Annotated in this window: 22 protein-coding genes; 9 read left to right on the forward strand and 13 right to left on the reverse strand. The window is 72.5% G+C overall.

Features of this window, described 5'->3' with window-relative positions:
• Nucleotides 1-3 precede the first annotated feature (3 nt).
• Nucleotides 4-702 carry a histidine phosphatase family protein gene (locus PKF00_RS16220; protein ID WP_271218352.1) on the reverse strand — a complete coding sequence of 233 codons (699 nt, stop codon included), beginning with the start codon at nucleotides 700-702 and terminating at the stop codon, nucleotides 4-6.
• A gap of 65 nt (nucleotides 703-767) precedes the next feature.
• Between PKF00_RS16220 and PKF00_RS16225 the strand changes: the two genes are divergently transcribed.
• Both PKF00_RS16225 and PKF00_RS16230 read left to right on the forward strand, forming a co-directional pair.
• A complete protein-coding gene (locus PKF00_RS16225; protein ID WP_271218353.1) occupies nucleotides 768-1,712 on the forward strand; it encodes an aldo/keto reductase in 945 nt (314 codons plus the stop codon).
• A 165-nt stretch (nucleotides 1,713-1,877) separates the two neighbouring features.
• Complete coding sequence (locus tag PKF00_RS16230; protein WP_271218354.1) at nucleotides 1,878-2,855, forward strand: hypothetical protein; 978 nt, start codon at nucleotides 1,878-1,880, stop codon at nucleotides 2,853-2,855.
• 7 nt (nucleotides 2,856-2,862) lie between these two features.
• Here PKF00_RS16230 and fabI read toward each other — a convergent pair whose 3' ends face one another.
• Nucleotides 2,863-3,627, reverse strand: coding sequence for an enoyl-ACP reductase FabI (gene fabI, locus PKF00_RS16235; protein WP_271218355.1), 765 nt, complete (start codon nucleotides 3,625-3,627; stop codon nucleotides 2,863-2,865).
• Nucleotides 3,628-3,629: 2 nt separating this feature from the next.
• Nucleotides 3,630-4,334, reverse strand: coding sequence for a beta-ketoacyl-ACP reductase (locus PKF00_RS16240; RefSeq protein ID WP_271218356.1), 705 nt, complete (start codon nucleotides 4,332-4,334; stop codon nucleotides 3,630-3,632).
• A gap of 77 nt (nucleotides 4,335-4,411) precedes the next feature.
• On the opposite strand from PKF00_RS16240, the gene PKF00_RS16245 reads away from it, so the two are divergent.
• Complete coding sequence (locus PKF00_RS16245) at nucleotides 4,412-5,911, forward strand: TldD/PmbA family protein (RefSeq protein WP_271218357.1); 1,500 nt, start codon at nucleotides 4,412-4,414, stop codon at nucleotides 5,909-5,911.
• A gap of 136 nt (nucleotides 5,912-6,047) precedes the next feature.
• The gene (locus tag PKF00_RS16250; RefSeq protein WP_271218358.1) at nucleotides 6,048-7,415 is read left to right on the forward strand and encodes a metallopeptidase TldD-related protein; all 1,368 of its coding nucleotides are present in this window, start codon (nucleotides 6,048-6,050) and stop codon (nucleotides 7,413-7,415) included.
• Between the two features lie 96 nt (nucleotides 7,416-7,511).
• Here PKF00_RS16250 and PKF00_RS16255 read toward each other — a convergent pair whose 3' ends face one another.
• Nucleotides 7,512-7,724 carry a dodecin gene (locus tag PKF00_RS16255; protein ID WP_271218359.1) on the reverse strand — a complete coding sequence of 71 codons (213 nt, stop codon included), beginning with the start codon at nucleotides 7,722-7,724 and terminating at the stop codon, nucleotides 7,512-7,514.
• A 109-nt stretch (nucleotides 7,725-7,833) separates the two neighbouring features.
• On the opposite strand from PKF00_RS16255, the gene PKF00_RS16260 reads away from it, so the two are divergent.
• The gene (locus tag PKF00_RS16260; protein ID WP_271218360.1) at nucleotides 7,834-8,109 is read left to right on the forward strand and encodes a DUF3099 domain-containing protein; all 276 of its coding nucleotides are present in this window, start codon (nucleotides 7,834-7,836) and stop codon (nucleotides 8,107-8,109) included.
• Nucleotides 8,110-8,288: 179 nt separating this feature from the next.
• Here the strand turns inward: PKF00_RS16260 and PKF00_RS16265 are convergent, their stop codons facing one another.
• From PKF00_RS16265 to moaA, 3 genes are read right to left on the reverse strand one after another with little or no spacing between them, the layout of a single operon-like run.
• The gene (locus PKF00_RS16265) at nucleotides 8,289-8,537 is read right to left on the reverse strand and encodes a DUF6457 domain-containing protein (RefSeq protein ID WP_271218361.1); all 249 of its coding nucleotides are present in this window, start codon (nucleotides 8,535-8,537) and stop codon (nucleotides 8,289-8,291) included.
• Between the two features lie 51 nt (nucleotides 8,538-8,588).
• Nucleotides 8,589-9,158 carry a molybdenum cofactor guanylyltransferase gene (mobA, locus tag PKF00_RS16270; protein WP_271218362.1) on the reverse strand — a complete coding sequence of 190 codons (570 nt, stop codon included), beginning with the start codon at nucleotides 9,156-9,158 and terminating at the stop codon, nucleotides 8,589-8,591.
• Nucleotides 9,155-10,144 (reverse strand): GTP 3',8-cyclase MoaA, encoded by a 990-nt coding sequence (gene moaA / locus PKF00_RS16275; RefSeq protein WP_271218363.1) that lies wholly within the window; start codon nucleotides 10,142-10,144, stop codon nucleotides 9,155-9,157. Before moaA ends, mobA begins: the two co-directional genes overlap by 4 nt.
• 698 nt (nucleotides 10,145-10,842) lie before the next feature.
• On the opposite strand from moaA, the gene PKF00_RS16280 reads away from it, so the two are divergent.
• Complete coding sequence (locus tag PKF00_RS16280; protein WP_271218364.1) at nucleotides 10,843-11,235, forward strand: hypothetical protein; 393 nt, start codon at nucleotides 10,843-10,845, stop codon at nucleotides 11,233-11,235.
• A 50-nt stretch (nucleotides 11,236-11,285) separates the two neighbouring features.
• On the opposite strand, the gene PKF00_RS16285 is transcribed toward PKF00_RS16280, so the two are convergent.
• The 3 genes from PKF00_RS16285 to PKF00_RS16295 all read right to left on the reverse strand — a co-directional run bounded on the left by PKF00_RS16285 (nucleotide 11,286) and on the right by PKF00_RS16295 (nucleotide 15,749).
• Nucleotides 11,286-12,473: an RtcB family protein gene (locus tag PKF00_RS16285; protein WP_271218365.1), complete on the reverse strand. Its 1,188-nt coding sequence runs from the start codon at nucleotides 12,471-12,473 to the stop codon at nucleotides 11,286-11,288.
• 202 nt (nucleotides 12,474-12,675) lie between these two features.
• Nucleotides 12,676-14,589: a WD40 repeat domain-containing protein gene (locus PKF00_RS16290; RefSeq protein ID WP_271218366.1), complete on the reverse strand. Its 1,914-nt coding sequence runs from the start codon at nucleotides 14,587-14,589 to the stop codon at nucleotides 12,676-12,678.
• Between the two features lie 248 nt (nucleotides 14,590-14,837).
• Nucleotides 14,838-15,749, reverse strand: coding sequence for a UbiA family prenyltransferase (locus PKF00_RS16295; RefSeq protein WP_271218367.1), 912 nt, complete (start codon nucleotides 15,747-15,749; stop codon nucleotides 14,838-14,840).
• Between the two features lie 107 nt (nucleotides 15,750-15,856).
• Here PKF00_RS16295 and PKF00_RS16300 point away from each other — a divergent pair, with 107 nt between their 5' ends.
• From PKF00_RS16300 to PKF00_RS16310, 3 genes are read left to right on the forward strand one after another with little or no spacing between them, the layout of a single operon-like run.
• A complete protein-coding gene (locus tag PKF00_RS16300) occupies nucleotides 15,857-16,936 on the forward strand; it encodes a type III polyketide synthase (protein ID WP_271218368.1) in 1,080 nt (359 codons plus the stop codon).
• Between the two features lie 7 nt (nucleotides 16,937-16,943).
• Complete coding sequence (locus PKF00_RS16305; RefSeq protein ID WP_271218369.1) at nucleotides 16,944-17,489, forward strand: isoprenylcysteine carboxyl methyltransferase family protein; 546 nt, start codon at nucleotides 16,944-16,946, stop codon at nucleotides 17,487-17,489.
• A complete protein-coding gene (locus PKF00_RS16310) occupies nucleotides 17,486-18,499 on the forward strand; it encodes an NAD(P)/FAD-dependent oxidoreductase (RefSeq protein WP_271218370.1) in 1,014 nt (337 codons plus the stop codon). Before PKF00_RS16305 ends, PKF00_RS16310 begins: the two co-directional genes overlap by 4 nt.
• A gap of 109 nt (nucleotides 18,500-18,608) precedes the next feature.
• On the opposite strand, the gene PKF00_RS16315 is transcribed toward PKF00_RS16310, so the two are convergent.
• From PKF00_RS16315 to PKF00_RS16325, 3 genes are all read right to left on the reverse strand, one after another.
• Nucleotides 18,609-19,100 (reverse strand): hypothetical protein, encoded by a 492-nt coding sequence (locus PKF00_RS16315; RefSeq protein ID WP_271218371.1) that lies wholly within the window; start codon nucleotides 19,098-19,100, stop codon nucleotides 18,609-18,611.
• A 162-nt stretch (nucleotides 19,101-19,262) separates the two neighbouring features.
• A complete protein-coding gene (locus tag PKF00_RS16320) occupies nucleotides 19,263-20,201 on the reverse strand; it encodes a hypothetical protein (RefSeq protein ID WP_271218372.1) in 939 nt (312 codons plus the stop codon).
• Nucleotides 20,202-20,305: 104 nt separating this feature from the next.
• Nucleotides 20,306-22,141: an AMP-dependent synthetase/ligase gene (locus tag PKF00_RS16325; protein ID WP_271218373.1), complete on the reverse strand. Its 1,836-nt coding sequence runs from the start codon at nucleotides 22,139-22,141 to the stop codon at nucleotides 20,306-20,308.
• Nucleotide 22,142: the final 1 nt, after the last annotated feature.

A 22,142-nucleotide genomic window follows, 5' to 3' on the forward strand; every position in this document is an offset into this window, starting at 1 on the left:
ACCTTACGTGGTCCCGGCTCCGCCGCCGACCGCGGCGTCGCTCCCGGTGAGTTTTTGTCCCCCGTCCTCGCCGGGCGAACCCTCCGGGGGTCGCAGTCCGGCCACGTCTCCGCCCAGGTCGTTGAGCCTGAGCACGAAGGGACGCAGGGGGGTGTAGCGGATCGCGGTGAGCGACGCGGGGTCGGCGGTTATCCGCTGGAACTGGTCCAGGTGCAGGCCCATCGCGTCCGCCACGATGGCCTTGATCACGTCTCCGTGGCTGCAGACGAGGTAGACCGCGTCGGGGCCGAGGCGTTCGTTCCACTCCCTGACCGCGCTCACCGCCCGGTGCTGCACGGCGGCCAGCGACTCCCCTCCGGGGAAGGTCACGGCGCTCGGGTGGGTCTGCACGACCTTCCAGAGCGGATCCTTGGCGAGCTCTCCGATCGGGCGGCCCGTCCAGTCGCCGTAGCCGCACTCTCCGAACCGGTCGTCGGTCAGCACCTCGGTCTCCCGGCCCGCGGCGACGGCCTGGGCCGTCTCCTGGCAGCGTTCGAGCGGGCTGGAGACGATCGCGTCCAGCTCCAGCGAGGCCAGCCGCAGGGCCAGGGCCTCCGCCTGCGCCTGGCCCGCCTCGCTGAGATGGACGTCGGGGGTCCAGCCCGCCAGCACGGGACCGGTCAGGTGGGTCAGGCCGTGTCTGGCCAGCAACAGGGTCGTCACGCGGGCAAGTCTTGCAGGCCTCGCTCCACTACTTTTAACTGGCCGGGCGGTACCCTGGCCGGATCATGGAGCAGCGCTATGTGGGCCGGAGCGGCCTGTCGGTATCCCGTCTCGGACTGGGGACGATGACATGGGGACGTGACACCGGCGCGGAGGAGGCCGCGGCGCAGCTCCGGACGTTCGCCGAGGCCGGCGGCACCCTCATCGACACCGCGGACGTCTACACGGGCGGCGAGGCGGAGAGACTGCTCGGGCGGCTGATCCGCGACGCGGTGCCCCGCTCCGAGCTGGTGCTGTCGACCAAGGCCGTGCTCACCCCCACGGGACGCAGGCCGCGTGACGCCTCCAGGAAGCACCTGATCGCGGCGATCGACGCCTCGCTGGCCCGTCTCGGCGTCAACGAGGTGGACCTGTGGCAGCTGCACGCCTTCGATCCGGACGTTCCCCTCGAGGAGACCCTGGCCACGGTCGACGCCATCGTGTCCTCCGGCAGGGCGGCCTACGCCGGGGTCTGCGACTACACCGGCTGGCAGCTGGCGGCGGCGGCCGTCAGCCAGCGGGCGGTTCCCGGGCGGGTGCCGATCATCGCCGCCCAGGTCGAGTACTCCCTGCTGGCCCGGGAGGCGGAGCGCGAGCTGGTCGCGGCGGCCGAGCACGTCGGCGCCGGGGTGCTGGCCTGGTCCCCGCTGGGCAGGGGGGTGCTCACCGGCAAGTACCGCACGGGCATCCCCGCCGACTCCCGGGCGGCGACCCCGCACTTCGCCGACTTCGTCACGCCCTATCTGGACGAGAGGTGCCGCCGGGTCGTGGAGTCGGTGACGACCGCGGCCGAGGGGCTCGGCGTCTCGCCGCTGTCGGTCGCCCTGTCCTGGGTCCGCGACCAACCCGGGGTGACCTCGGCCATCGTCGGCGCCAGGACCTGCGCCCAGCTGACCGGAGCGCTCCAGGCGGAGGATCTCAGCCTGCCGGTGGAGATCAGGGAGGCGCTCGACGACGTCTCCGCCGAGTGAGGGCGGGACGACGGGCAGAACGAGAATCCATCTCGCGTATCACTACTCGATACCGAATGGCAACTTTACGTGGAAAAACCTGGCCTCCCCACAAAACTGTCAATGGTGACAGGAGGGGCGCCCAGGTGTCAGGGAAGTTCCGTCACCGATGTGCAAGGGGGACAGTTGCGAATTGCGATCTATGTCGGCGCCCTGGCGCTGACGCTGGGCGGCGGGCTGCCCGTTGTCGCGTTGACCCCCGTGAACGCCGCCCCCCGGGTGGGCGACTGCGAGGGCGGCGGGCTGCTGGGCGGGCTGACCGGCGGGCTCTGCAAGACGGTGGAGGCCGTGGGCGACACCGTGAACGGAATAGCCGGCACGCCGCCTCCGAGCACCGGCCCCGACTACGGCCATACCACGGAAACCACGATGAATGATGAAAAAGACAGGAAAGACAAAAAAGGCGGAAAAAGCGAGAAGCACGAGAAAAGCGGAAAAGGGTCGAGCGGCGCCGACGGCCTGAGCGGCACCGGCTACCTCGGCCAGGAGAACGGGCTCGAGGGCCCCCTGGGGCTCACGGCCCCGACGCTGACTCCCGAGATCTCCGCGGCCCCGGCGGCCGAGGAGGACGAGGGCGTCGACCTGCTGCCCAAGGACCTCGACAGTGTCTGCCCCCCGATGACGGGGTCACCGGAGTGCGCGAGCAGCACGGCGATCTCCACCCCGGAGGAGACGGTCTCCCCCTCGGCGGCCCCGCGTCCGAGCCCCTCGCACAAGGACAGGCCGGAGTTCAGGGGAGACCATGAGACGGCGCCTCTGCCGAAGGAGCCGCTGCGTCCCGTGGAGACCCGAAGGCACGCGGCCGACAGGGACCGCGACAGGGGCCGGCACGGGCGGCAGGAGGGCGACACCCCCTCCGACCCGGTGCCCGTGATCGACGCCGAGGCGCCCCGGCTCGAACTGCTGTGGCCGACGGGCCCGGTCATGCGGAAGTTCCAGCGGACCGTCACGCCGACCAGGTCTCCCGACCCGCTGGGCACGGCGCTCACCGCGGCCCTGCTGGTCGCGGCGATCCTCGCCGTCCGCCTGCTGTACGCCAGGCGGATCGGCGAGGAGTCCATGCCGCTGGAGCCGCTCAGGATGAGGCGGCAGCGCACGGCCTGAGGGTCGCTCAGGAGCCGACCGCGTGCACGCCGCCGTCGACGTGCACGATCTCACCGGTCGTGGCGGGGAACCAGTCGGACATCAGCGCCAGGCACGCCCTGGCCGCGGGCAGGGTGTCGTTCAGGTCCCAGCCGAGCGGGGCCTTCTCCGGCCAGCTGTCCTCGAACTCGGCGAAGCCCGGGATGCTCTTGGCCGCCATCGTGCGCAGCGGCCCCGCGGCCACCAGGTTGACGCGGATCCCGTGCTTGCCGAGGTCGCGGGCGAGGTAGCGGGAGCAGGACTCGAGACCGGCCTTGGCCACGCCCATCCAGTCGTAGACGGGCCAGGCCCTGCTGGCGTCGAAGTCGAGGCCGACGACCGCGCCGCCCTCCTTCATCAAAGGCAGGCAGGCGACGGCCAGCGACTTGAAGGAGTAGGTCGACACGTGCAGGGCGGTCGCCACGTCCTCCCACGAGGTGTTGAGGAAGTTTCCGCCGAGACAGCTCTGCGGGGCGAAGCCGATGGAGTGCACCACGCCGTCGAGGCCGTCCAGGTGCTCGCCGACCCGGTCGGCCAGCGAGTCGAGGTGCTCGGTGTTCTGCACGTCCAGCTCGATCACCGGCGGCGGCTCAGGCAGCCGCTTGGCGATGCGCTCGACCAGGCTGAGCCTGCCGAACCCGGTCAGCACGACCTGCGCGCCCTCCTGCTGGGCCAGCTTTGCGACCGAGAACGCGATCGAGGAGTCGGTCAGGACGCCGGTGACCAGAATGCGCTTGCCTTCGAGGATTCCCATTTTCAGTGCCCCATTCCCAGGCCGCCGTCGACGGGGATCACGGCCCCGGTGATGTAGGCGGCGTCCTCGCCGGCCAGGAACCTGACCACGCGTGCGATCTCCTCCGCGCTGGCGTAGCGGCCGAGCGGGATGCTCTTGCGGATCTGCTCCTGGTAGGCCTCCTCGAGCTCGGCCGTCATGTCGGTCTCGACGAACCCCGGGGAGACCACGTTGACCGTGATGCCCCGCGAGCCGAGCTCCCTGGCCACGGACCTGGCGAAGCCGATCAGCCCCGCCTTCGAGGCGGCGTAGTTGCTCTGCCCCGCCGAGCCGAGCATGGCGACCACCGAGGAGATGAGCACGATCCTGCCGCGCTTGAGCTTGAGCATGCCGCGCGTGGCGCGTTTGGCCACCCGGTAGGCGCCGGTCAGGTTGGCGTCGATGACGTCGGTGAAGGTCTCCTCCTTCATCATCGGCAGCAGCGTGTCCCTGGTGATGCCCGCGTTGGCGACGAGCACCTCGACCGGGCCGTGCTCGGCCTCGATCTTCCCGAACGCCGCGTCGACGTCGGCCGTGCTGGTCACATCGCACCGCACGCCGAACAGCCCCTCGGGGGGCTGTCCTGAGCGGTAGGTCACGGCGACGGCGTCACCGGCCTTGGCGAGTTCGCGGGCGATCGCGAGGCCGATGCCGCGATTGCCGCCGGTTACGAGAACAGATCGAGCCATGAAGCCGACGCTATCGGCTACCGGGGGGTAAACCTCTTGTCCGTGAGGGACAAGATCACAGGGCTAGGATCGTTGACATGCGCCAGATCGATCCCGACTTCCTCGCCCTGCCGATGAGACGGCTGGCGGACGCGGCCCTGCAACGCGCCCGTGACCTCGGCGTGGAGCACGCCGACTTCCGGTTCGAGCGCGTCCGCGCCGAGACCCTGCGCCTGTCCGACGCCGCGCTCGAGGGCTCGAGCGACGCCGACGACCTCGGCTACGCCGTACGGGTCGTCAAGAACGGCACGTGGGGTTTCGCAGCCGGGATCGAGCTCACCGCGGAGGCCGCGGCGCGGGTCGCGGAGCAGGCGGTCGAGGTGGCCGTCGTGTCGGCGGCGGTCAACCGTGAGCCCGTCGAGCTGGCCCCGGAACCGGTCCACTCCGACGTCACCTGGGTCTCCGCCTACGACGTCGACCCGTTCGACGTGCCGATGCGCGACAAGGTCGCCCTGCTCGCCGACTGGTCGGACGGCCTGCTGAGGGATCCGCGGGTCGACCACGTACAGGCCTCGCTGATGCAGGTCAAGGAGCAGAAGTTCTACGCCGACACGGCCGGGACCTCGACCACCCAGCAACGGGTGCGTCTGCATCCCCAGCTCGAGGCGATGCGGACCGAGGACGGCAGGTTCGACTCGATGCGCACGCTCGCCCCGCCGGTCGGCCGGGGGTACGAATATCTCACCGGCACCGGCTGGGACTTCCCAGGCGAGCTGGCCCGCATTCCCGAGCACCTGGCGGAGAAGCTCAGGGCCCCCTCCGTCGAGGCGGGGCGCTACGACCTGGTCGTCGACCCGTCCAACCTGTGGCTGACGATCCACGAGTCCGTCGGGCACGCCACCGAGCTCGACCGGGCCCTGGGCTACGAGGCTGCCTACGCGGGCACCAGCTTCGCCACCTTCGACCGGCTCGGCACGCTGGAGTACGGCTCGCAGGCGATGAACGTCGTCGGCGACCGCACGACCGAGCACGGCCTGGCGACGATCGGCTACGACGACGAGGGCGTGGCGACCAGGCGGTTCGACATCGTCTCCGAGGGCGTCCTGGTCGGCTACCAGCTCGACCGGCGGATGGCGCTGCTGAAGGGGCTCGGCGCCTCCAACGGCTGCGCCTTCGCCGACTCCCCCGGGCACACGCCGATCCAGCGGATGGCCAACGTCTCGCTGCTGCCCGCCCCTCAGGGGCCGTCGACCGAGGAGCTCATCTCCGGGGTCGAGCGCGGCGTCTACGTGGTCGGCGACAGGAGCTGGTCCATCGACATGCAGAGGTACAACTTCCAGTTCACGGGGCAGCGGTTTTACAAGATCGAGAACGGCAGGCTCGCCGGCCAGCTCCGCGACGTCGCCTACCAGGCGACGACCACCGACTTCTGGCGGTCGATGACGGCCGTCGGCGGCCCGCAGACCTACGTGCTGGGCGGAGCGTTCAACTGCGGCAAGGGCCAGCCTGGCCAGGTCGCCCCGGTCAGCCACGGCTGCCCCTCCGCGCTCTTCCGCGACGTGCGCGTTCTCAACACCCTCCAGGAGAGCGGCAAGTGAGCGGGCCGACCGGCGAGCGCGGCGTCCGTGACCGGGGGCTGCCCACCGCCGGTGGGGAGGCCGCGTCCGCGAACGGGTCACCGACGAACAGCGCGCTCCGGGGGACGACCCGGAACGCCACCCGGCAAGGAGTGGGATGAGTCCCCAGGAAATCATCGAGAAGGCCCTGGACCTCTCCACGGCCGACGACATCGTCGTGATCGTGGACGAGAGCTCCAGCGCGAACCTGCGGTTCGCGGGCAACACGCTCACCACCAACGGCGTGACCCGCTCCTCCCAGCTCACCGTGATCTCGATCGCGGGCCGGGGGGTCGGCGTGGTCTCGCGGGCCGCGGTCCGCCCCGAGCAGCTCGCCGACGTCGTCGCCGCCGCCGACCACGCGGCCGAGGACGCCCGGCCGTCCGAGGACGCCAGGCCCCTGGTCGAGGGCGGCCGCTCCGCGGACTGGGACGTGCCCGCCGAGCCCACCTCCATCGGGGTCTTCGGCGCGTTCGCCCCGGCGCTCGGCGAGACGTTCGCCACCGCGGAGGCGAACGGGCGCAAGCTGTACGGCTTCGCCGAGCACCTCGTCACCACGACCTTCGTGGGCTCCTCGACGGGGACCAGACTCCGCCACACCCAGCCCACGGGACGCCTGGAGCTCAACGCCAAGTCGCCCGACATGAAGCGTTCGGCGTGGACGGGCGTGGCCACCCGCGACTTCTCCGACGTGGACGTGGCCGCGCTCGACGCCTCGCTGGCCCGGCGCCTCGAGTGGGCGAGGAACCGCGTCGACCTGCCGGCGGGCCGCTACGAGACGCTGTTGCCGCCGACGGCCGTGGCCGACCTGATGATCTACCTGTACTGGACGGCGGGCGCCAGGGACGCCCTGGAGGGCCGTACGGTCTTCTCCGGGCCCGGCGGCGGCACCCGCGTCGGGGAGAGCCTCTCCCCCCTGCCGCTCCGCCTGCTCAGCGACCCCGCCGCGCCGGGCGTGGAGTGCACGCCGTTCGTGGTGGCGCACACCTCCAGCAGGCAGAGCTCGGTGTTCGACAACGGCCTGCCGCTGGCCTCCACCGACTGGATCGCCGACGGGAGGCTGGCGCACCTGCTGCAGACCAGGCACTCGGCGGAGCTGACCGCGCTGCCCGTCACCCCGGCGACGGACAACCTGATCATGACCGGGGCCGAGGGCGGCCGGTCGCTCGAGGAGATGATCGCCTCGACCGAGCGCGGTCTGCTGCTCACCTGCCTGTGGTACATCCGCGAGGTCGACCCGCAGAGCCTGCTGCTGACCGGTCTGACCCGTGACGGCGTCTACCTGGTGGAGAACGGCCGGGTCGTGGGCGAGGTGAACAACTTCCGTTTCAACGAGAGCCCGGTCGACCTGCTCGGCCGCGTCACCGAGGTCGGGGCCGCCGAACGGACCCTGCCCCGCGAGTGGAACGACTACTTCACCCGCGCGGTCATGCCCGCGCTCAGGATCCCCGACTTCAACATGTCGACGGTCAGCCAGGCCAGCTGACGGGGCGAGCGCCCCTCGGTCCTTTCCCTGACCGCCCTCCGCCCTCCGCCGGGGGCGGGGGGAGCCGGGCGAAGGGCTGTGGAGGCCCGTGACGGATCAGGTGTCCTCGAGGCGGAACCCGACCTTCATGCCGACCTGGAAGTGCCCGACCTCCCCGTCGACGATGTGCCCCCTGACCTCGGTCACCTCGAACCAGTCGAGGTGACGCAGGGTCTGCGAGGCGCGCCGGACGCCGTTGCGAACGGCCTCCTCGACGCTCTCCTCCGACGTTCCCACTATCTCGGTCACCCGGTACGTACGATCCGTCATCGCATCCTCCTTGCCGAAGGCCATGGTCGCACGCACTTTCACACCCGCCTGAGGCGAGGTCTAGGTTGGATGTGTGAAGAGATGGCACAGGCGGCAAGTGGTTCACCAGGTGACCGACGCGCGGCCTTCGCTGAGCGAGGACATCGGCAAACGGGAGAAGAGCTACTTCATCAAGATGGGAATCCGGCTGGTCTGCCTGGTTCTGGCCTTCACCGTGCCCGCTCCGCTGCCCGTCCGGCTGCTGCTCTTCGCCGGTGCGATCTTTTTGCCGTACGTTGCCGTGATCGGGGCCAACGCACCACGACGCGAGGCTCCGGATGCCTTCGACGTTACGGATGACAGCCAGAACGAGATTCCACGCCACCGACGCGAGATCGGGTCGTGACTAAGTCTTGACGCATCTCAGGGGTTGGAGGTGTACGCTTTAACCAAGTGCCCTGGTCCCCCGTCGGGGCACTGGTGCCGGCGTTCCGGGCCCCCGTCGGAACGCCGATGAAGCGACGCCGGGTGGTTTGCCCCCGTAACCACCCGGCGTCGCCCTTTTCTCCAGGCTTTCAGTGGCTCCTAGCTGTCGCTTCCCGCCTTGTTCTCCCAGTCCCGGGCCAGCGCGGTCAGCCGCTCCACCGCGTCCTCACCGGCCGAGCCCGCCCCCTGAGCCAGACCGAGCAGGTAGGCCGTCAACGGCGCCGCCGGACGCGTCACCCCGTGGGCGACCTCCTTCGTCAGGTCCAGCAGGGCGTCCCTGTCGACCTTCGCCGGGTCGATGCCCAGTTCCCGGCAGACCAGTTCGGTCCATTCCGCCAGCACGTTCACCGTTCGCTCCTCGTCTGCGACCTTCCGGCGGGGACCTCGTGTCCCCGCCGGTCACGCCCGCGCCGAGGCGTCCGGCTCGCCGCTTCTGGCGCGCCGTAGATCCTCGGGCGTGTCGCAATCGAACCACGGCGTTCCGGGAAGGGTGATCCTGACCGGGTCGAGGGGGGCGAGCAGCCCGTGCAGCGACCGTCCCTCGTAACGGGCCAGCGCCCGTGTGAGCTCCGCCGTGCGCCAGACGCCGACGAGCCACTGCTCCCTGCCGTCGCCGTCGACGAGCACCGCCCCCGTCCCCGCCGCCTCCAGCAGTGCGCGGACGTGCTCCGGGGCCAGGAACGGCAGGTCCGCCGCGAGCAGCGCCACCCACGGCGCGCTCACCGCGGTCAGCCCCGCCCGCAGCGCGGGCACGGGCCCTCCTCCGGGCGGGTCCTCGCGCAGGAAGAGCGCCCCCGGCAGCCCCGGACGGGGGGATCCGACGACGATCAGCCTCCCGGCGTCGGGCACGGCCGCCGCGACCCGCTCGACCAGCGGGCGTCCGCCGACGCGCAGACCCGGCTTGTCACACCCTCCGAGCCGTCTGGCGAGGCCGCCCGCCAGGATGCACGCGTCGTGACGGACGCTCATCCGCCGATGGCCGACATCGGGCGGGACGGCTGCAGGAAGGACGGGTCGTCGATGCCGTGCCCGGCCTTCTTGCCCCGGACCGCGGCCAGCCAGCGCCCGGCGAGCTCGTCGTCGTCCGCGCCCGAGCGCATCGCGGCCCTCAGGTCCGACTCCTCCGTGGCGAACAGGCAGTTGCGGATCTGGCCGTCGGCGGTGAGCCGGACCCGGTCGCAGGCCCCGCAGAACGGGCGGGTGACCGAGCCGATCACCCCGACCCTGGCCGGTCCGCCGTCGACCAGGAACAGCTCCGCCGGGGCGCTGCCGCGTTCCACGGGGTCGTCGGCGGTCAGGTCGAAGGCCTCCCGCAGGCTTCCGAGGATCTCGTCAGCGGTGATCATGTTCTCTCTGCGCCAGCCGTGCTGGGCGTCGAGCGGCATCTGCTCGATGAAGCGCTGCTCGTATCCCCGTTCCAGGCAGTGGCGCAGCAACGCGACGGCCTCGTGGTCGTTGACCCCGCGCATCAGGACCGTGTTGACCTTGACCGGGCGCAGCCCCGCGGCGTCGGCGGCGGCCAGGCCCTCCAGCACGTCGGCCAGCCGGTCGCGGTGGGCGAGCCTCACGAACGTCTCCCGGTCGAGGGTGTCGAGGGAGACGTTGACCCGGTGCAGCCCGGCGGCGGCGAGAGGCTCGGCCAGCCGGGCCAGCCCGATGCCGTTCGTGGTCAGCGAGACCTGCGGCGCGGGACGGAGCCCGGCCGTGCGCGCCACGATGTCCACCAGCTCGCGGCGCAGCAGCGGCTCGCCGCCCGTGTAACGGACCTCGGTGATGCCCAGCCGTTCCACACCGATGGTCACCAGCCTGACGATCTCGTCGGCGGTCAGCAGCTCGGGTTTCGGCAGCCAGTCGAGGCCCTCCGGAGGCATGCAGTACGAACAGCGCAGGTTGCAGCGGTCCGTGAGGGAAACCCGCAGATCAGTCGCCACCCGGCCGAACGAGTCACGCAACACGGGCGTCACCTCCTCACATCCATCCGCTCCGGGCAGGGGGCCCAGCCTAAGGCCCGCTCCCGTCAAGCCCACAAGCCAGGCTCCCTCCGGCGACAACATCATCACCGGGTGGTTGATTCCTCGAAGGCAGGGCCTGTCGCGTCTCACGGGGTCCCCGGTCCCGCTCAGGGCCGCGGCGGGAGGACGGCCGCCGGGAGCGCCGTCCTCTGCCCCGCCGCCTCCTGCCACCCCCACGAATGCGGAGATAAGTTCACAGGAAACCATTCAGGTGATTCATGGATATATGTCTAATTATCGCATAACGCTTTGATGCCAAGGACCTACAAGGTCACGGAAATCCCGACAGTCGCGTTCATAATCCGTAGCGACAACCTCCGGAACGTGAAAGGAGCCGGACCTACGTGAGCCTGGTACCGGACAAACGCATACGCGGGCTGATCCTCGCGGCGCCTCTGCTCGTGACCATTCCATGCACTCCCGCCAACGCGGCCGGCGCTCCTTCCGGCCTGTTCACAGGGGCCCTGCCCGTCGTGAGCGGCGATCGCGTCCCCGTCGCCCCCGGAGAGCCCGGCTTCGTGAGAACGGCACCGCTGACCCCTCCCGCGGAAACCACGGCGAACTCTCCGGGGAAATTCACGGGAAGGCTCGGCGTCATTTCGGAGAGACGACGTCCCGCGAGGACTTCTCAGGGGAGTCCCGTGGCCGCCGGGCACGTGGCCGCCGCGGAGGACACGGGCGGCACGGCGGGCGGCCCGACGGCCACGCGTGCGCGCCCGGGCACGGCGGGAAGAGCGGCCGCGGCACCGCGGGACACCGCGCCGCGAAGCGCCGGGAACGGCGAGGAGTCGATCCAGACCGTGCCCTTCCTCGTCGGTTCCGGACTGATCCTCCTCACCGTGGCCCTGGTGTTCCACGGGACGCTGCACGCCGACCGGAAGATGGAACGCACCAGGAGGTCCCGTCTGCGGCGGAGGTTGGAACGTTCGAACGACGGGCTCGCCCGGCCGGTCTCCGCGGGGGAGGAACCACGTGAGCTCGACGCCCCCGAGTCCGAGGCGGAGCCGGGAGCGCAGCCGGGGCCCGTCGCCTGAAGGCTCCGGCCTGCCGCCCCGGGCCGCGACGGCCCCGGGCGGCAGGCGGGTCAGCCCTTGACGCAGACGAGCTGCCGCAGGTGGGCGACCACCTCGACCAGGTCGGTCTGCGCCGCCATGACCGACTGGATGTCCTTGTAGGCGCCCGGGATCTCGTCGATCACTCCGCTGTCCTTACGGCACTCGACGCCGTCCGTCTGCGCCTTGAGGTCCGCCAGCGTGAACGTCTTCTTCGCCTTGGTCCTGCTCATCCTGCGGCCCGCGCCGTGCGAGGCGGAGTTGAACGCCTCGGCGTTCCCCAGGCCCTTCACGATGTAGGTGCCGGTCGCCATCGAGCCGGGGATGATGCCGAACTCGCCCGATCCCGCGCGGATCGCGCCCTTGCGGGTGACGAGCACGTCCACGCCGTCGTAGCGCTCCTCCGCGACGTAGTTGTGGTGGCAGGAGATCGGCGCCTCGAAGGCGATGCCGCGCAGGTGCCGCCGCAGGACGTCGCACACCAGGGCCATCATGACCGCCCTGTTGCGCCGTGCGTAGTCCTGCGCCCAGAACAGGTCCCTGCGGTAGGCGTCCATCTGCGGCGTGCCGCCGACGAACACCGCGAGGTTGCGGTCGGGCAGGTCCTGGTTGTGCGGCAGCCTCTGGGCCTGACCGATGTGGAACTCGGCGAGTTCCTTGCCGATGTTGCGCGACCCCGAGTGCAGCACGACCCAGACGGCCCCCTCGTCGTCGGCGCAGATCTCCAGGAAGTGGTTGCCGCCGCCCAGGGTGCCCATCTGGACCTCGGCGCGCTCCCTCCTGGAGCGCACGGCCGGAGCGAGGGTCTCGAAGTCCCTCCAGAAGTCCGCCCAGTCGGCGGTCTTGAACCCGTGCAGCCTGGTCGGGTCGACCGGCGTCCTGTGGTGTCCGAACCCGACGGGAACGGCCTGCTCCAGCTTCGAGCGCAGGTGTCCCAGGTCGTCCGGCAGGTTCTCCGCCCTGAAGGAGGTCTTCACCGCGGTCATCCCGCACCCGATGTCGACGCCGACCGCCGCCGGCGAGACCGCGTCCCGCATCGCGATGACCGAGCCGACCGTCGCGCCCATCCCGTGGTGCACGTCCGGCATCACCGCGACCCCCTGCACCCACGGCAGGTTGGCGACGTTGCGCAGCTGCTGCATCACGTTCGGCTCGACCTCGGCGGGGTCGGCCCACATGCGGATCGGCGCGCGGCCCCCCATCACCTCGTTGTACGTCATCGTCGCGTCGCCTCCCTCCGACCGGACCTGATCCGGATCTCCGCCGGCCGACCGGCCGACGACGTCAATGACGCCAGAACCCCCTGACGCCTCGCAACCCAATTAAGATCTTCCGTCCGCCGGGAGGGCCCGTCGAGCGGCGCGGCCGCCCCTGACCGCCGCCCGGCCACGCGGGGCGCGGCCCCCTCCGCGGCCCGCCGCCTCACCCCGTGAGGCAGGGCGGGCGCACGGCGGCCACGTCGTGGCCGAAGGCGACCAGCAGGACGCCGCGGGGAGCCCAGGCGAGGGCCCGCACCGGCTCGGGGAAGCGCGCCGCGGGGCAGAGCCGCTCACGGGTGCGCAGGTCCCACAGGCTGACCTCCCCGTAGGCGCCCGCACGGGCTCCGGTGGCCAGGACGGGCAGGCCGTCCACCTCCGTCACGGCCAGCGCGTTCACCTCGCCCGCGTCGACGGGCGGGTGCAGCCGCCGTCGGGCGCGCAGGTCCCAGACCCATACTGGACCGCCTCCGCCACCGGTCACCCCGACGGGCCCGCCGTCCAGCGTCGCGGCCGTCACCGCGCCGACCTCGCCGGCCGCCCCCTCGAGCCCCGGCGCCAGCCGCTCACCGGTCCGCACGTCCCACAGGCCGACCGATCCCGCGCGGTCGCCGGTGAAGGCCGCCAGGACGCCGTCCAGATCGATGAGGGCCACCTTGGGCGTGCCCGCGAAGGGGCCGAGAGGAGGGCCGAGGGCGGGACCGGGCCGCGGCCCGCCGAGAGCGGCGTGCAGGGTCACTCTCCGGCCCTCGCCGACCACGACGCGCACGGCCAGGTCCTCCGCCTCCGTCGCGGCCACCGGCTCCGCCCGGCCGACGGGCTCGGCGAGGTCGACGGGGTGCCCGGTCAGCGCGTCGCGGACGCACACCCCGCCCTCGCCGTCCCTGCTCACGACCGTCGTACGGCCGTCCCCCGCCACGGCCAGCTCGCGCACCTCCGCGGTGTGGCCGGGCAGGGGCAGCTCGGGCAGCCGGTCCGCCTCGACGTCCCACACCCGGATCCGGCCGTCGGAGCCGCCGGTGACGACGACCGCGCGACCGTCGCAGGTGGCGGGGTGGACGCCCCACGACAGGCTCGCGTACGGGATCGGCGGCCCCGAAGGGCCGCCGGTGCGGGGGTCGCGCAGCCGCAGGCCGCCCTCGCACTCGACGGCGACGTCGCACCAGGCGGGTGCGGGGACCGGACCCTCCGCGGGAATGAGCGGGTCGCCCGCGCGCAGCCACCAGACCCGCCTGCCTCCCTTCCCGTGGGTGGTCACGACGACCGCCCTGCCGTGACGGACGGCCGTGGCGGCGTGCACCGTGTCGGTGCCCAGCAGCGGGGGGCAGATCTCCTCCCCGGTGAGCAGGTCGCGCACCTCGACCGCGCGCTCCCAGCCTGTGGTGACGACCACGGCCCGCCCGTCCACGACGGCGGTGGCCACACCGGTCAGGCCCGCGGCGTGCCCGGTCGGGACCGAGCCCACGTGCTCCCCCGTGCCCGCGTCCCACATCTCGACCGTGGGCACGCGCCCGTCGGGGGCACGGCCGTCGGCCACCACGACGGGGCGTCCCGCCACCTCGGCCACGGCGACGGAGGTCAGGGCGGGCGGCGGGCCCGGCGGTGTGAGACGCCTGCCGACGCTCTCACCGGTCCTGAGGTCGCGCAACGAGGCCGTGTCCCTGCCTCCGGCCACGACGAGCGTCCGGCCGTCGACCGTGACCACCGCCTCCGCCGAGGCCCCCCATGACGCCTCGAGCCACGTCAGCCGAAGGCGGCCGTCGACCCTGGCCCCCGTGGCCCACAGGGGACGCCATCCCCTCCGTTCCCCGGTCGGCTCACAGGTCGGCTCACAGGTCGGCTCGGAGGTCAGCTCGGAGGTCAGCTCGGAGAGCAGGTCCGTGGCGCCCCAGCGGGCCGAGTCCAGGCTGAGCAGCCACCTGCGGTCGCGGGGATGGGCCGAGTGGGCGTCGAGCGAGGTGCGGTAGACGGCGGCCTCGAGCCTGGCCCGCGGGCCGCCGACGAGGTCCAGCAGGGGCGACAGGATGCGTGGGTCGGCGTGCAGCAGCGCGTCCAGATCCCACGGTCGATCGTCGGACATGAGCTCCCTGATCGGTCTGTCGGGTGGGGCGACGGATCCACGCCACGTGCGGCACGGACGAGCTCGTGTGATCCGTGCGGACTCATGAGCCTCCGTGGGGACGTGGGTGATCCGGTGCGTGTCCGTACGACTCCGTACGGACACCGAAGGGCGGATTCGTGAGATATTGCCGTGTCGATCGCTCCCCTGCAATATCGCGAGAACCCGGCGCCCGGAAGCGCGCGCCACGCCCCGGCGGCGGGCGCGGCTCACGGCGATGTGATCACGGGGCCCAGGGCCAGCAGGAGCACGACGTCGACGGCCGCGACGGCGACGGCCGCGGCGAAGGGGGCCCTGGGCGAGCGCCCTTCCAGCAGCAGGCCCCCCAGGGCGAACGCCGCCGCCGCGGCGAGCGCCCCCCACCCCCACGGCCCCGGCGGCCGCCCAGGCCCGAAGACGAGCAGCCCGGTCGCCAGCAGCAGGGGCAGCGGGACCAGGGCGCGCACCCGGGCGGCGCCGAGCCGTTGCGGCCAGCCCCGGACCCCGGTCGCGAGATCGCCGGGGATGTCGGGCAGCACGTTGGCCAGGTGTCCCCCGCACCCCAGCAGCGCGGCGGCGGAAACCGCCCACCACGCGGGCCACGGCTCCCCCGGCAGGCCGAGGGTCACGAACGGCGGCAGGACGCCGAAACCCACGACGTAGGGCAGCCACGACAGGACGGTGGCCTTCAGCCAGAGGTCGTAGGCCCAGGCCGCGGCGACGCCGGCGAGGTGGACGGCCCCCGCGGCGAGCCCCGAGGCCAGCGAGAGCGGCACACAGAGCGCGAGGGCCGCCAGGGCCGCGGCCCACACCGTGCGCGCGCCCACCGCGCCTTCGGCGACCGGCTTGCCCGAACGGCCCGCGGCGGCGTCCCGCGCCGCGTCCACCGCGTCGTTGCACCAGCCGATCGACAGCTGGCCCGCCAGCACGGCGGCCGCCACCAGGACGCATCCCGCCGCGTCGCGTCCGCAGGCCACGGCCAGGGCGGTCACCAGCGCGGTGACCGCCACGGTGGGCCCCGGATGGCATGCCGACGCCAGCGCCACGGCGGCCGCGAACCCGGCCCTTCCGCGTGCCCCTTCCCCCGTTCCCGGCCGTCTTTCCCCGGTCGCCCGCTCCCGGCCCCGCTGTCGGCTCGTCACGGAACCGATGCTAAGCGTGCCAACGGCTCTCCAGGAGGCATGCCGTACGCGCAGACGGGCAAAAGCCAGGTGTCCGCGCCTTTCTTACGCCTGGGAGTAATCCTCATATGACGCGAATCGCCGCTGTCCGCGGTGCGCTCCCGCCGAACCGCCATTCCCAGGCCGAGATCACCGACGCGTTCGCGCGGCTGTGTCTTCCTGAGGGCGCCGACCGGCGGCTGCTCGACCGGCTGCACGCGGGCGCCCGGGTGGAGTTCCGCCACCTGGCGCTGCCGCTCGACCAGTACGCCAAGCTTGACGGGTTCGGGGCGGCCAACGACGCCTTCGTCGAGTCCGCCGTCGGGCTGGGGGCGGAGGCGGTCGGCGGGGCACTCGAGGCGGCGGGGCTCGCCCCCGAGGACGTGGACATGATCATGTTCACGTCGGTGACCGGCATCGCCGCCCCGTCCGTCGACGCCAGGCTGGCGGGCCGCCTGGGTCTGCGCCCCGACGTGAAGCGGGTTCCGGTGTTCGGGCTCGGCTGCGTGGCGGGGGCGGCCGGGATCTCCCGGCTGCACGACTACCTGCGCGGCTGGCCCGGCCACGTGGCCGTGCTGCTCTCGGTCGAGCTGTGCTCCCTCACCCTGCAGCGCGGCGACGCCTCCGTCGCCAACCTGGTGGCGGGAGCGCTGTTCGGCGACGGCGCGGCCGCCGTCGTCGCCTGCGGCGACGAGCGGCCCGCGACCGGCGCGGACGCGGGAAGCGGGCCGCCGGGCCCCTCGGTCGTGGCCACCCGCAGCCGCCTGTATCCCGGTTCCGAGCACGTGATGGGCTGGGAGGTGGGCGACACCGGCTTCCGGGTCGTGCTCGACGCGAGCGTCCCCGACGTGGTGCGGACCCATCTGGCGGACGACGTGGACGGCTTCCTGGCCGACCACGGGCTGACGAGGGGGGACGTGACGGCCTGGGTGTGCCATCCGGGCGGCCCGAGGGTGCTCGAGGCCGTGGCGGAGACGCTCCGCCTGCCCTCCGGCGCGCTGGACCTCACCTGGCGCTCGCTGGCGGAGGTCGGCAACCTGTCCTCCTCCTCCGTCCTGCACGTCCTGCGGGACACCCTCGCGACGCGTCCGCCGCCCCGGGACACGCCGGGGCTGCTCATCGCGATGGGGCCCGGTTTCTGTTCCGAGCTCGTCCTGTTGCGCTGGTAGGAGAACGGTGACCTGGTACCTGCTGCTCGTCATGCTCGTCGGGGTCGAACGGCTCGCCGAGCTGGTGGTCGCCCGCCGCAACGCGCGCTGGAGCCTGGCCAGGGGCGGGGTGGTCCACGGACGCGGCCACTATCCGTGGATGGTCGCCCTGCACACCGGGCTGCTTGCCGGGTGCCTGCTCGAGGCGGCCCTGGCCGGACGGCCCTTCGTCCCCGCCCTCGGCTGGCCGATGCTGGCCCTGGTCGTCGCCGCGCAGGGGCTGCGCTGGTGGTGCGTCGTCACGCTCGGCAGGCAGTGGAACACCGAGGTGATCGTGGTGCCCGGCCTGCCGCCCGTGACGCGCGGCCCCTACCGGCTGTCCTGGCTGCGGCATCCCAACTACGTGGCGGTGGCCCTCGAGGGCGTGGCGCTGCCGCTGGTGTACGGCGCCTGGATCACCGCGCTGACCTTCACCGCGCTGAACGGGGTGCTCATGGTCGTGAGGATCCGCTGTGAGGAGGCCGCCCTCGGCGCTCTCGCCCCCGCGCCGTCTCCCGGACGGACCCCGGCGTGATCGACGTCCTGGTCTCGGGCGGGGGTCCCGCGGGCCTGGCGACCGCCATCCACGCGGCGCTGGCCGGCATGGAGGCCGTGGTGGTCGAGCCGAGGCCTGGGCCCGTCGACAAGGCGTGCGGCGAGGGGCTCATGCCCAGCGGGGTCGCCGCGCTGCGGTCACTGGGCGTGCGGGTCGAGGGCAGGGCGCTCGCGGGGATCCGCTACGTGGACGGCCTCGTCCAGGCCCAGGCGGCGTTCAGGGAGGGCCACGGCCTCGGGGTGCGACGCACCGCGCTGCACACCGCCCTGTCACGGCGCGCCGCCGAGCTGGGGGTCCGGGTCGTGCGGGGCAGGGTGGACGGGGTACGGCAGAGCCACGACGGCGTCGAGGCCGCGGGGCTGCGGGCCAGGTGGCTGGTGGCGGCCGACGGCCTGCACTCCCCGCTGCGCGCCCAGCTCGGGCTCCAGCTGCCGGATCACCGGCCGAGGCGGTACGGCCTGCGACGGCACTACTCCGTCGCCCCCTGGACGGACTTCGTCGAGGTGCACTGGGCGCGGGACGGCGAGGCGTACGTGACGCCGGTGAGCGAGAACCTGGTCGGGATCGCGGTGCTGAGCTCACGGCGGCGCGGTTACCTAGAGCACCTGGCGGACTTCCCCGACCTCGCCGACCGGCTCGAGGCGCCGGCCGCCACCCGGGTCAGAGGGGCGGGACCGCTGCGCCAGCGGGTGCGCTCCCGGGTCGCGGGACGGGTGCTGCTGGTCGGCGACGCGGCGGGCTACACCGACGCCCTCACCGGCGAGGGCGTCTCGCTCGCGCTGTTGTCCGCGCAGACGCTGATCGGCTGCCTGCGGGCGGGCGCGCCCCATGCCTACGAGAGCGCCTGGCTGCGCCTGTCCCGCAGGCACAGGCTGCTCACCGGGGCGCTGCTGGAGACACGGCGGCACAGGGGGGCCGCTCGCCTGATCGTCCCCGCGGCCAGGCGGCTGCCCGCCCTGTTCGGAGCCGTGGTGCACGCGCTGGCGTGAGGGACGGCGCGCGGAGGCAGGGCGTGAGAGAGCGGACCGCCCGGCCCCTGGGGTTCACCGAGGGGCCGGGCGGTCCTGGATCTCGCCGAGACGCTCGGCGGGCGTCAGGTCAGCGGAAGACCTTGACCCAGTCGCTGTCCTCCGAGGGGGACAGACCCCTGGCGCCCTCGAAGACGACGCGCCAGGTGCCGGAGGTGTAGACCGGGACCTTCGTGAAGAAACGCCCGTCACGACCGGTCTCGATCGTGTCGACGAACTCCCACTTGCTCCTGCCGCCCGCGCGGAACAGCACCACGATCTTCTGCCAGCCGGCCGAGCCGGTCCACTGCGTCCTGCTGTCGCCGCACGGGTTGTGGCGGGTCGCCAGGCCCGAGCCGCGCTCGTGCGGGTTGCAGTCCTCGCCGACCTGAAGCTGCCCCTGCAGCGAGATGTGCTGGTGCCTGCGGGCCGGGTTGGGGGCCGCGTGGAAACCCGCGATGCGGGTCTCGGTGTAGGCCCGGTCCGCGACCTGGGCCGACGCGGCCTGCGCCGGCACGGTGACGGCGAGCGCCGTGGCGCTCAGCGTCGCCGCCGCCAGAACCGCGGCGATGCGTCGCAACATGTGAGAACTTCCTTCCCCGTTGAAGAGCGCACTCCGAGACGGAGCGCGCCTACCGTCAAAGACGCTTCAACATAGGGAAAAGTTGCCAGAAAAGAGAAATAACCAGGTCCCAATTTGAAAACAAATGCGGAGATTTGTCCTGATTAATGCATCAAAAGCGACTTATAGGGTTGTTGGGTGGATGATGCTGCGCCTGGCGGCGTAGCGTCCCGTCCCGCCGAACCGGATCCGCCACTCCCCCTCCCCCGTGTCCGGCACGTTCCTGGCGAAATGGCCCCGCTCGTCGGTGGTGGCCGAGGCCACGTTCTCCCAGGCGTCTCCCCTCGCCCGCCGGTACATGATGTCGAGGGGCCGGCCGGGGAAGGGGGCGTAGTCCAGGTACCCCTGCGGGTCGACCCGGTTCAGGACCCCGCTGACCCGGACGCCCGATCCCCTGCCGACCGCCTGGACCGCGCTGAACCTGGTCTCACGCCTCAGCCAGAAGGCGGTGCGCTCGGTGGCCACCGCGCCGTCCGCGCCCCTGGCCCGCACGGTGACGGTCCAGCGTCCCGCCGGGTACCAGCGGGTGAGCTCCTTGTCCGGCAGGAACCTCCAGGTCTCCCACTCCCGCCCGGCACGCCGCGCGACTTCCTGAGCCGGGACCCCGGTCGCCCGCCTCCCCGGCGCCCCCGGAGAGAGCGGCCCTCCGGTCCAGGAGACGGAGGCGGGGGCCGTCTCCTCCGCCCCCCGCGGCTCGCCTGCCGCCGGACCCGGGCCGACGCCGGGAACGGGCGCGGGCGCGGGAACGGGTGCGGGAACGGGGACAGGAGCAGTGCCCGGATCGGGGAGGGGAACGGGAGCCGGGAGCGGGGCGGGCGCGGGGGCCGGCTTCGCCCCGCCCTTGGGGGGCACGCCCGGTTCGACCTGGACGGTCACCCCGTCCGGCCCCGTGACCCCGGCGGCGACCACCTCGATCACCAGCCGCACGGCCCCGACCGGCCCGACGACGGGAGCGTCCGGGCTCAGGGTCACGGAGCGGATCACCGGATCCTCCGCCACGGCCCCGGCGGGCACGGGCAGGACGGTGGCCCCCGCCACCAGCATCGCGATAAGGACTCTCATGAACCAGGACGCTAAAAACCGTCCGGTAATGGCCGAGGAGAAGACACGCGCCCGGTTGGGCAAAACGCCGCCGTCCGTCGCGGGGAACCGTCCCCGTAGAGCGGTCAGCTCGAGTACAGGCCGTCGATGACCTCGGCGTATCTCGCGTGGACGACCCGGCGCTTGAGCTTCAGGCTCGGCGTGAGCTCCTGGGTCTCCGGCGTCCATTCGACCGGCAGCAGCCGCCATCGCTTGACCTGCTGGACACGGGCGAGCCTCTCGTTCGCGGCGGCGACCGCGCCCTCGATCTCCTTCAGGACCTCGGGATGCTCGGCGAGCCCGGCCAGGGTGGTGAACTCGATGCCCCTGCTCAGCGCCCAGCCGGGGGCGAAGTCGCCGTCGAGGGTGAGGATCGCCACGGGGTACGGCCTGCCGTCGCCGTACGCGAGGGCCTGGCCGACGAGCGGGTGCTCCTTGAGGTGGTTCTCGATGTTGGCCGGGGAGATGTTCTCGCCGCCCGCGGTGATGATGAGCTCCTTCTTGCGGTCGAGGATGCTGACGAAGCCGTCCTCGTCGACGGACCCCACGTCGCCGGTGTGCAGCCAGCCGTCCTCGTCCAGCAGTTCGGCGGTCGCCTCGGGGCGGTTGAGGTAGCCGCGGGCGTTCGCCGGGCTCCGGGTGACGATCTCCCCGTCGTCGGCGATGCGGACCTCGACGCCGGGCCCCGCCTGACCGACCGTGCCGAGCTTGAAGCGGTCCGGGGCGTTGGCGGTGAACGCCCCCGACGTCTCCGTCATGCCGTAGACGTCGAGCACGCACAGGCCGAGTCCGGCGAAGAAGCGCTGGACCTCCGGCGGCATCGGCGCCGCCGCGCTGCCCAGCCAGCTCGCGTTGTCGAGGCCGATGAGCGAGCGGACGACGGACAGCAGCTCGGCGTCGGCCCGCTCGTACGCCGCAAGAACCTCGGGGGAGGGCGTGCGCCCGTACTGACGGGCCTCGACGTAGGCCAGGCCCGCCGCCATGGCCTGCCGCGCGCCCTCCTGCCGCTCCTGCGGCTGGGTGGAGGTCAGGGCCTGCAACCGGGCCATCATCTTCTCCCAGACCCGGGGGACCCCGAAGAACAGCACCGGCCTGACCTGGCCGAGGACGGCGCCGAGCTGGGCGAGGTCGGTGCAGAAGTAGGTGTGGGAGAACTTGAACAGCGGCAGGTAGAGGCTGAGCACCCGCTCGGCGATGTGCGCGTAGGTCAGGTAGGAGATCTGGGTCCCCCGCTCCGGCAGGCCGGCCATCCGGTCGGTCATGGCGACCTCGAAGAACACGTTGGCGTGGGTCAGCGGCACGCCCTTCGGATTGCCGGTCGTGCCGGAGGTGTAGAGCACCGTCAGGGCGTCGTCCGCGGTCACCGTGCGCCAGCGGGCCTCGATCGAGGCCGGGTCCTCGGCGAGCCGCTCGCGGCCCAGGGCCAGGAAGTCGTCCCAGCCGACGAAGCGGTCGTCGGCCGGCGCGCCCTCAAGCATGACGATCCTGCGGAGCCCGGGAAGGTCCTGGAGCACCGGTTCCCACCTGGCCAGGTCCTCGGGGCCGCCGAGCACCGCGATCCTCGCGCCCACGTCGCCCGCGACGAAGGCCACCTGCTCCGGAGCGAAGGTGGGGTAGACCGAGCACGAGACACCGCCCGCGTGCACCGCGCCCAGGTCCGCCAGGACGTGCTCGCTGCGGTTGACCATCATCAGCGCGACCGCCTCGCCCCGCCCGAGCCCCAGGGCCACGAAACCCGCGGCGATCTCCAGGACCCGCCGCCTGGCCTCGGCGTAGCTCAGGGTCGTCCAGCCCCCCTCGACGGGGTCGGAGTAGGCGGGGGCGTCCGCGTCGCGCTCGGCCGCCTCCTCCAGCTGGGCGCAGACGGTACGGCCCGCGATCTCCCGCTCGATCGCCGCACGCTCTTCAAGGACACCGGCCATG

The organism is Streptosporangium carneum, from assembly GCF_027922005.1.
In the GTDB taxonomy this organism is placed as follows: Bacteria; Actinomycetota; Actinomycetes; order Streptosporangiales; family Streptosporangiaceae; genus Streptosporangium; species Streptosporangium carneum.

Excerpts from the sequence above, each read along its gene's own strand:
- mobA (WP_271218362.1), bottom strand. The coding sequence starts at position 9,158 with ATGAGCGTCCGTCACGACGCGTGCATCCTGGCGGGCGGCCTCGCCAGA.
- PKF00_RS16255 (WP_271218359.1), bottom strand. The coding sequence starts at position 7,724 with ATGACGGATCGTACGTACCGGGTGACCGAGATAGTGGGAACGTCGGAG.
- PKF00_RS16245 (WP_271218357.1), top strand. The coding sequence starts at position 4,412 with ATGCGCCAGATCGATCCCGACTTCCTCGCCCTGCCGATGAGACGGCTG.
- PKF00_RS16240 (WP_271218356.1), bottom strand. The coding sequence starts at position 4,334 with ATGGCTCGATCTGTTCTCGTAACCGGCGGCAATCGCGGCATCGGCCTC.
- PKF00_RS16325 (WP_271218373.1), bottom strand. The coding sequence starts at position 22,141 with ATGGCCGGTGTCCTTGAAGAGCGTGCGGCGATCGAGCGGGAGATCGCG.
- PKF00_RS16320 (WP_271218372.1), bottom strand. The coding sequence starts at position 20,201 with ATGAGAGTCCTTATCGCGATGCTGGTGGCGGGGGCCACCGTCCTGCCC.
- PKF00_RS16300 (WP_271218368.1), top strand. The coding sequence starts at position 15,857 with ATGACGCGAATCGCCGCTGTCCGCGGTGCGCTCCCGCCGAACCGCCAT.
- PKF00_RS16250 (WP_271218358.1), top strand. The coding sequence starts at position 6,048 with ATGAGTCCCCAGGAAATCATCGAGAAGGCCCTGGACCTCTCCACGGCC.
- PKF00_RS16315 (WP_271218371.1), bottom strand. The coding sequence starts at position 19,100 with ATGTTGCGACGCATCGCCGCGGTTCTGGCGGCGGCGACGCTGAGCGCC.
- PKF00_RS16285 (WP_271218365.1), bottom strand. The coding sequence starts at position 12,473 with ATGACGTACAACGAGGTGATGGGGGGCCGCGCGCCGATCCGCATGTGG.
- PKF00_RS16290 (WP_271218366.1), bottom strand. The coding sequence starts at position 14,589 with ATGTCCGACGATCGACCGTGGGATCTGGACGCGCTGCTGCACGCCGAC.
- fabI (WP_271218355.1), bottom strand. The coding sequence starts at position 3,627 with ATGGGAATCCTCGAAGGCAAGCGCATTCTGGTCACCGGCGTCCTGACC.
- PKF00_RS16225 (WP_271218353.1), top strand. The coding sequence starts at position 768 with ATGGAGCAGCGCTATGTGGGCCGGAGCGGCCTGTCGGTATCCCGTCTC.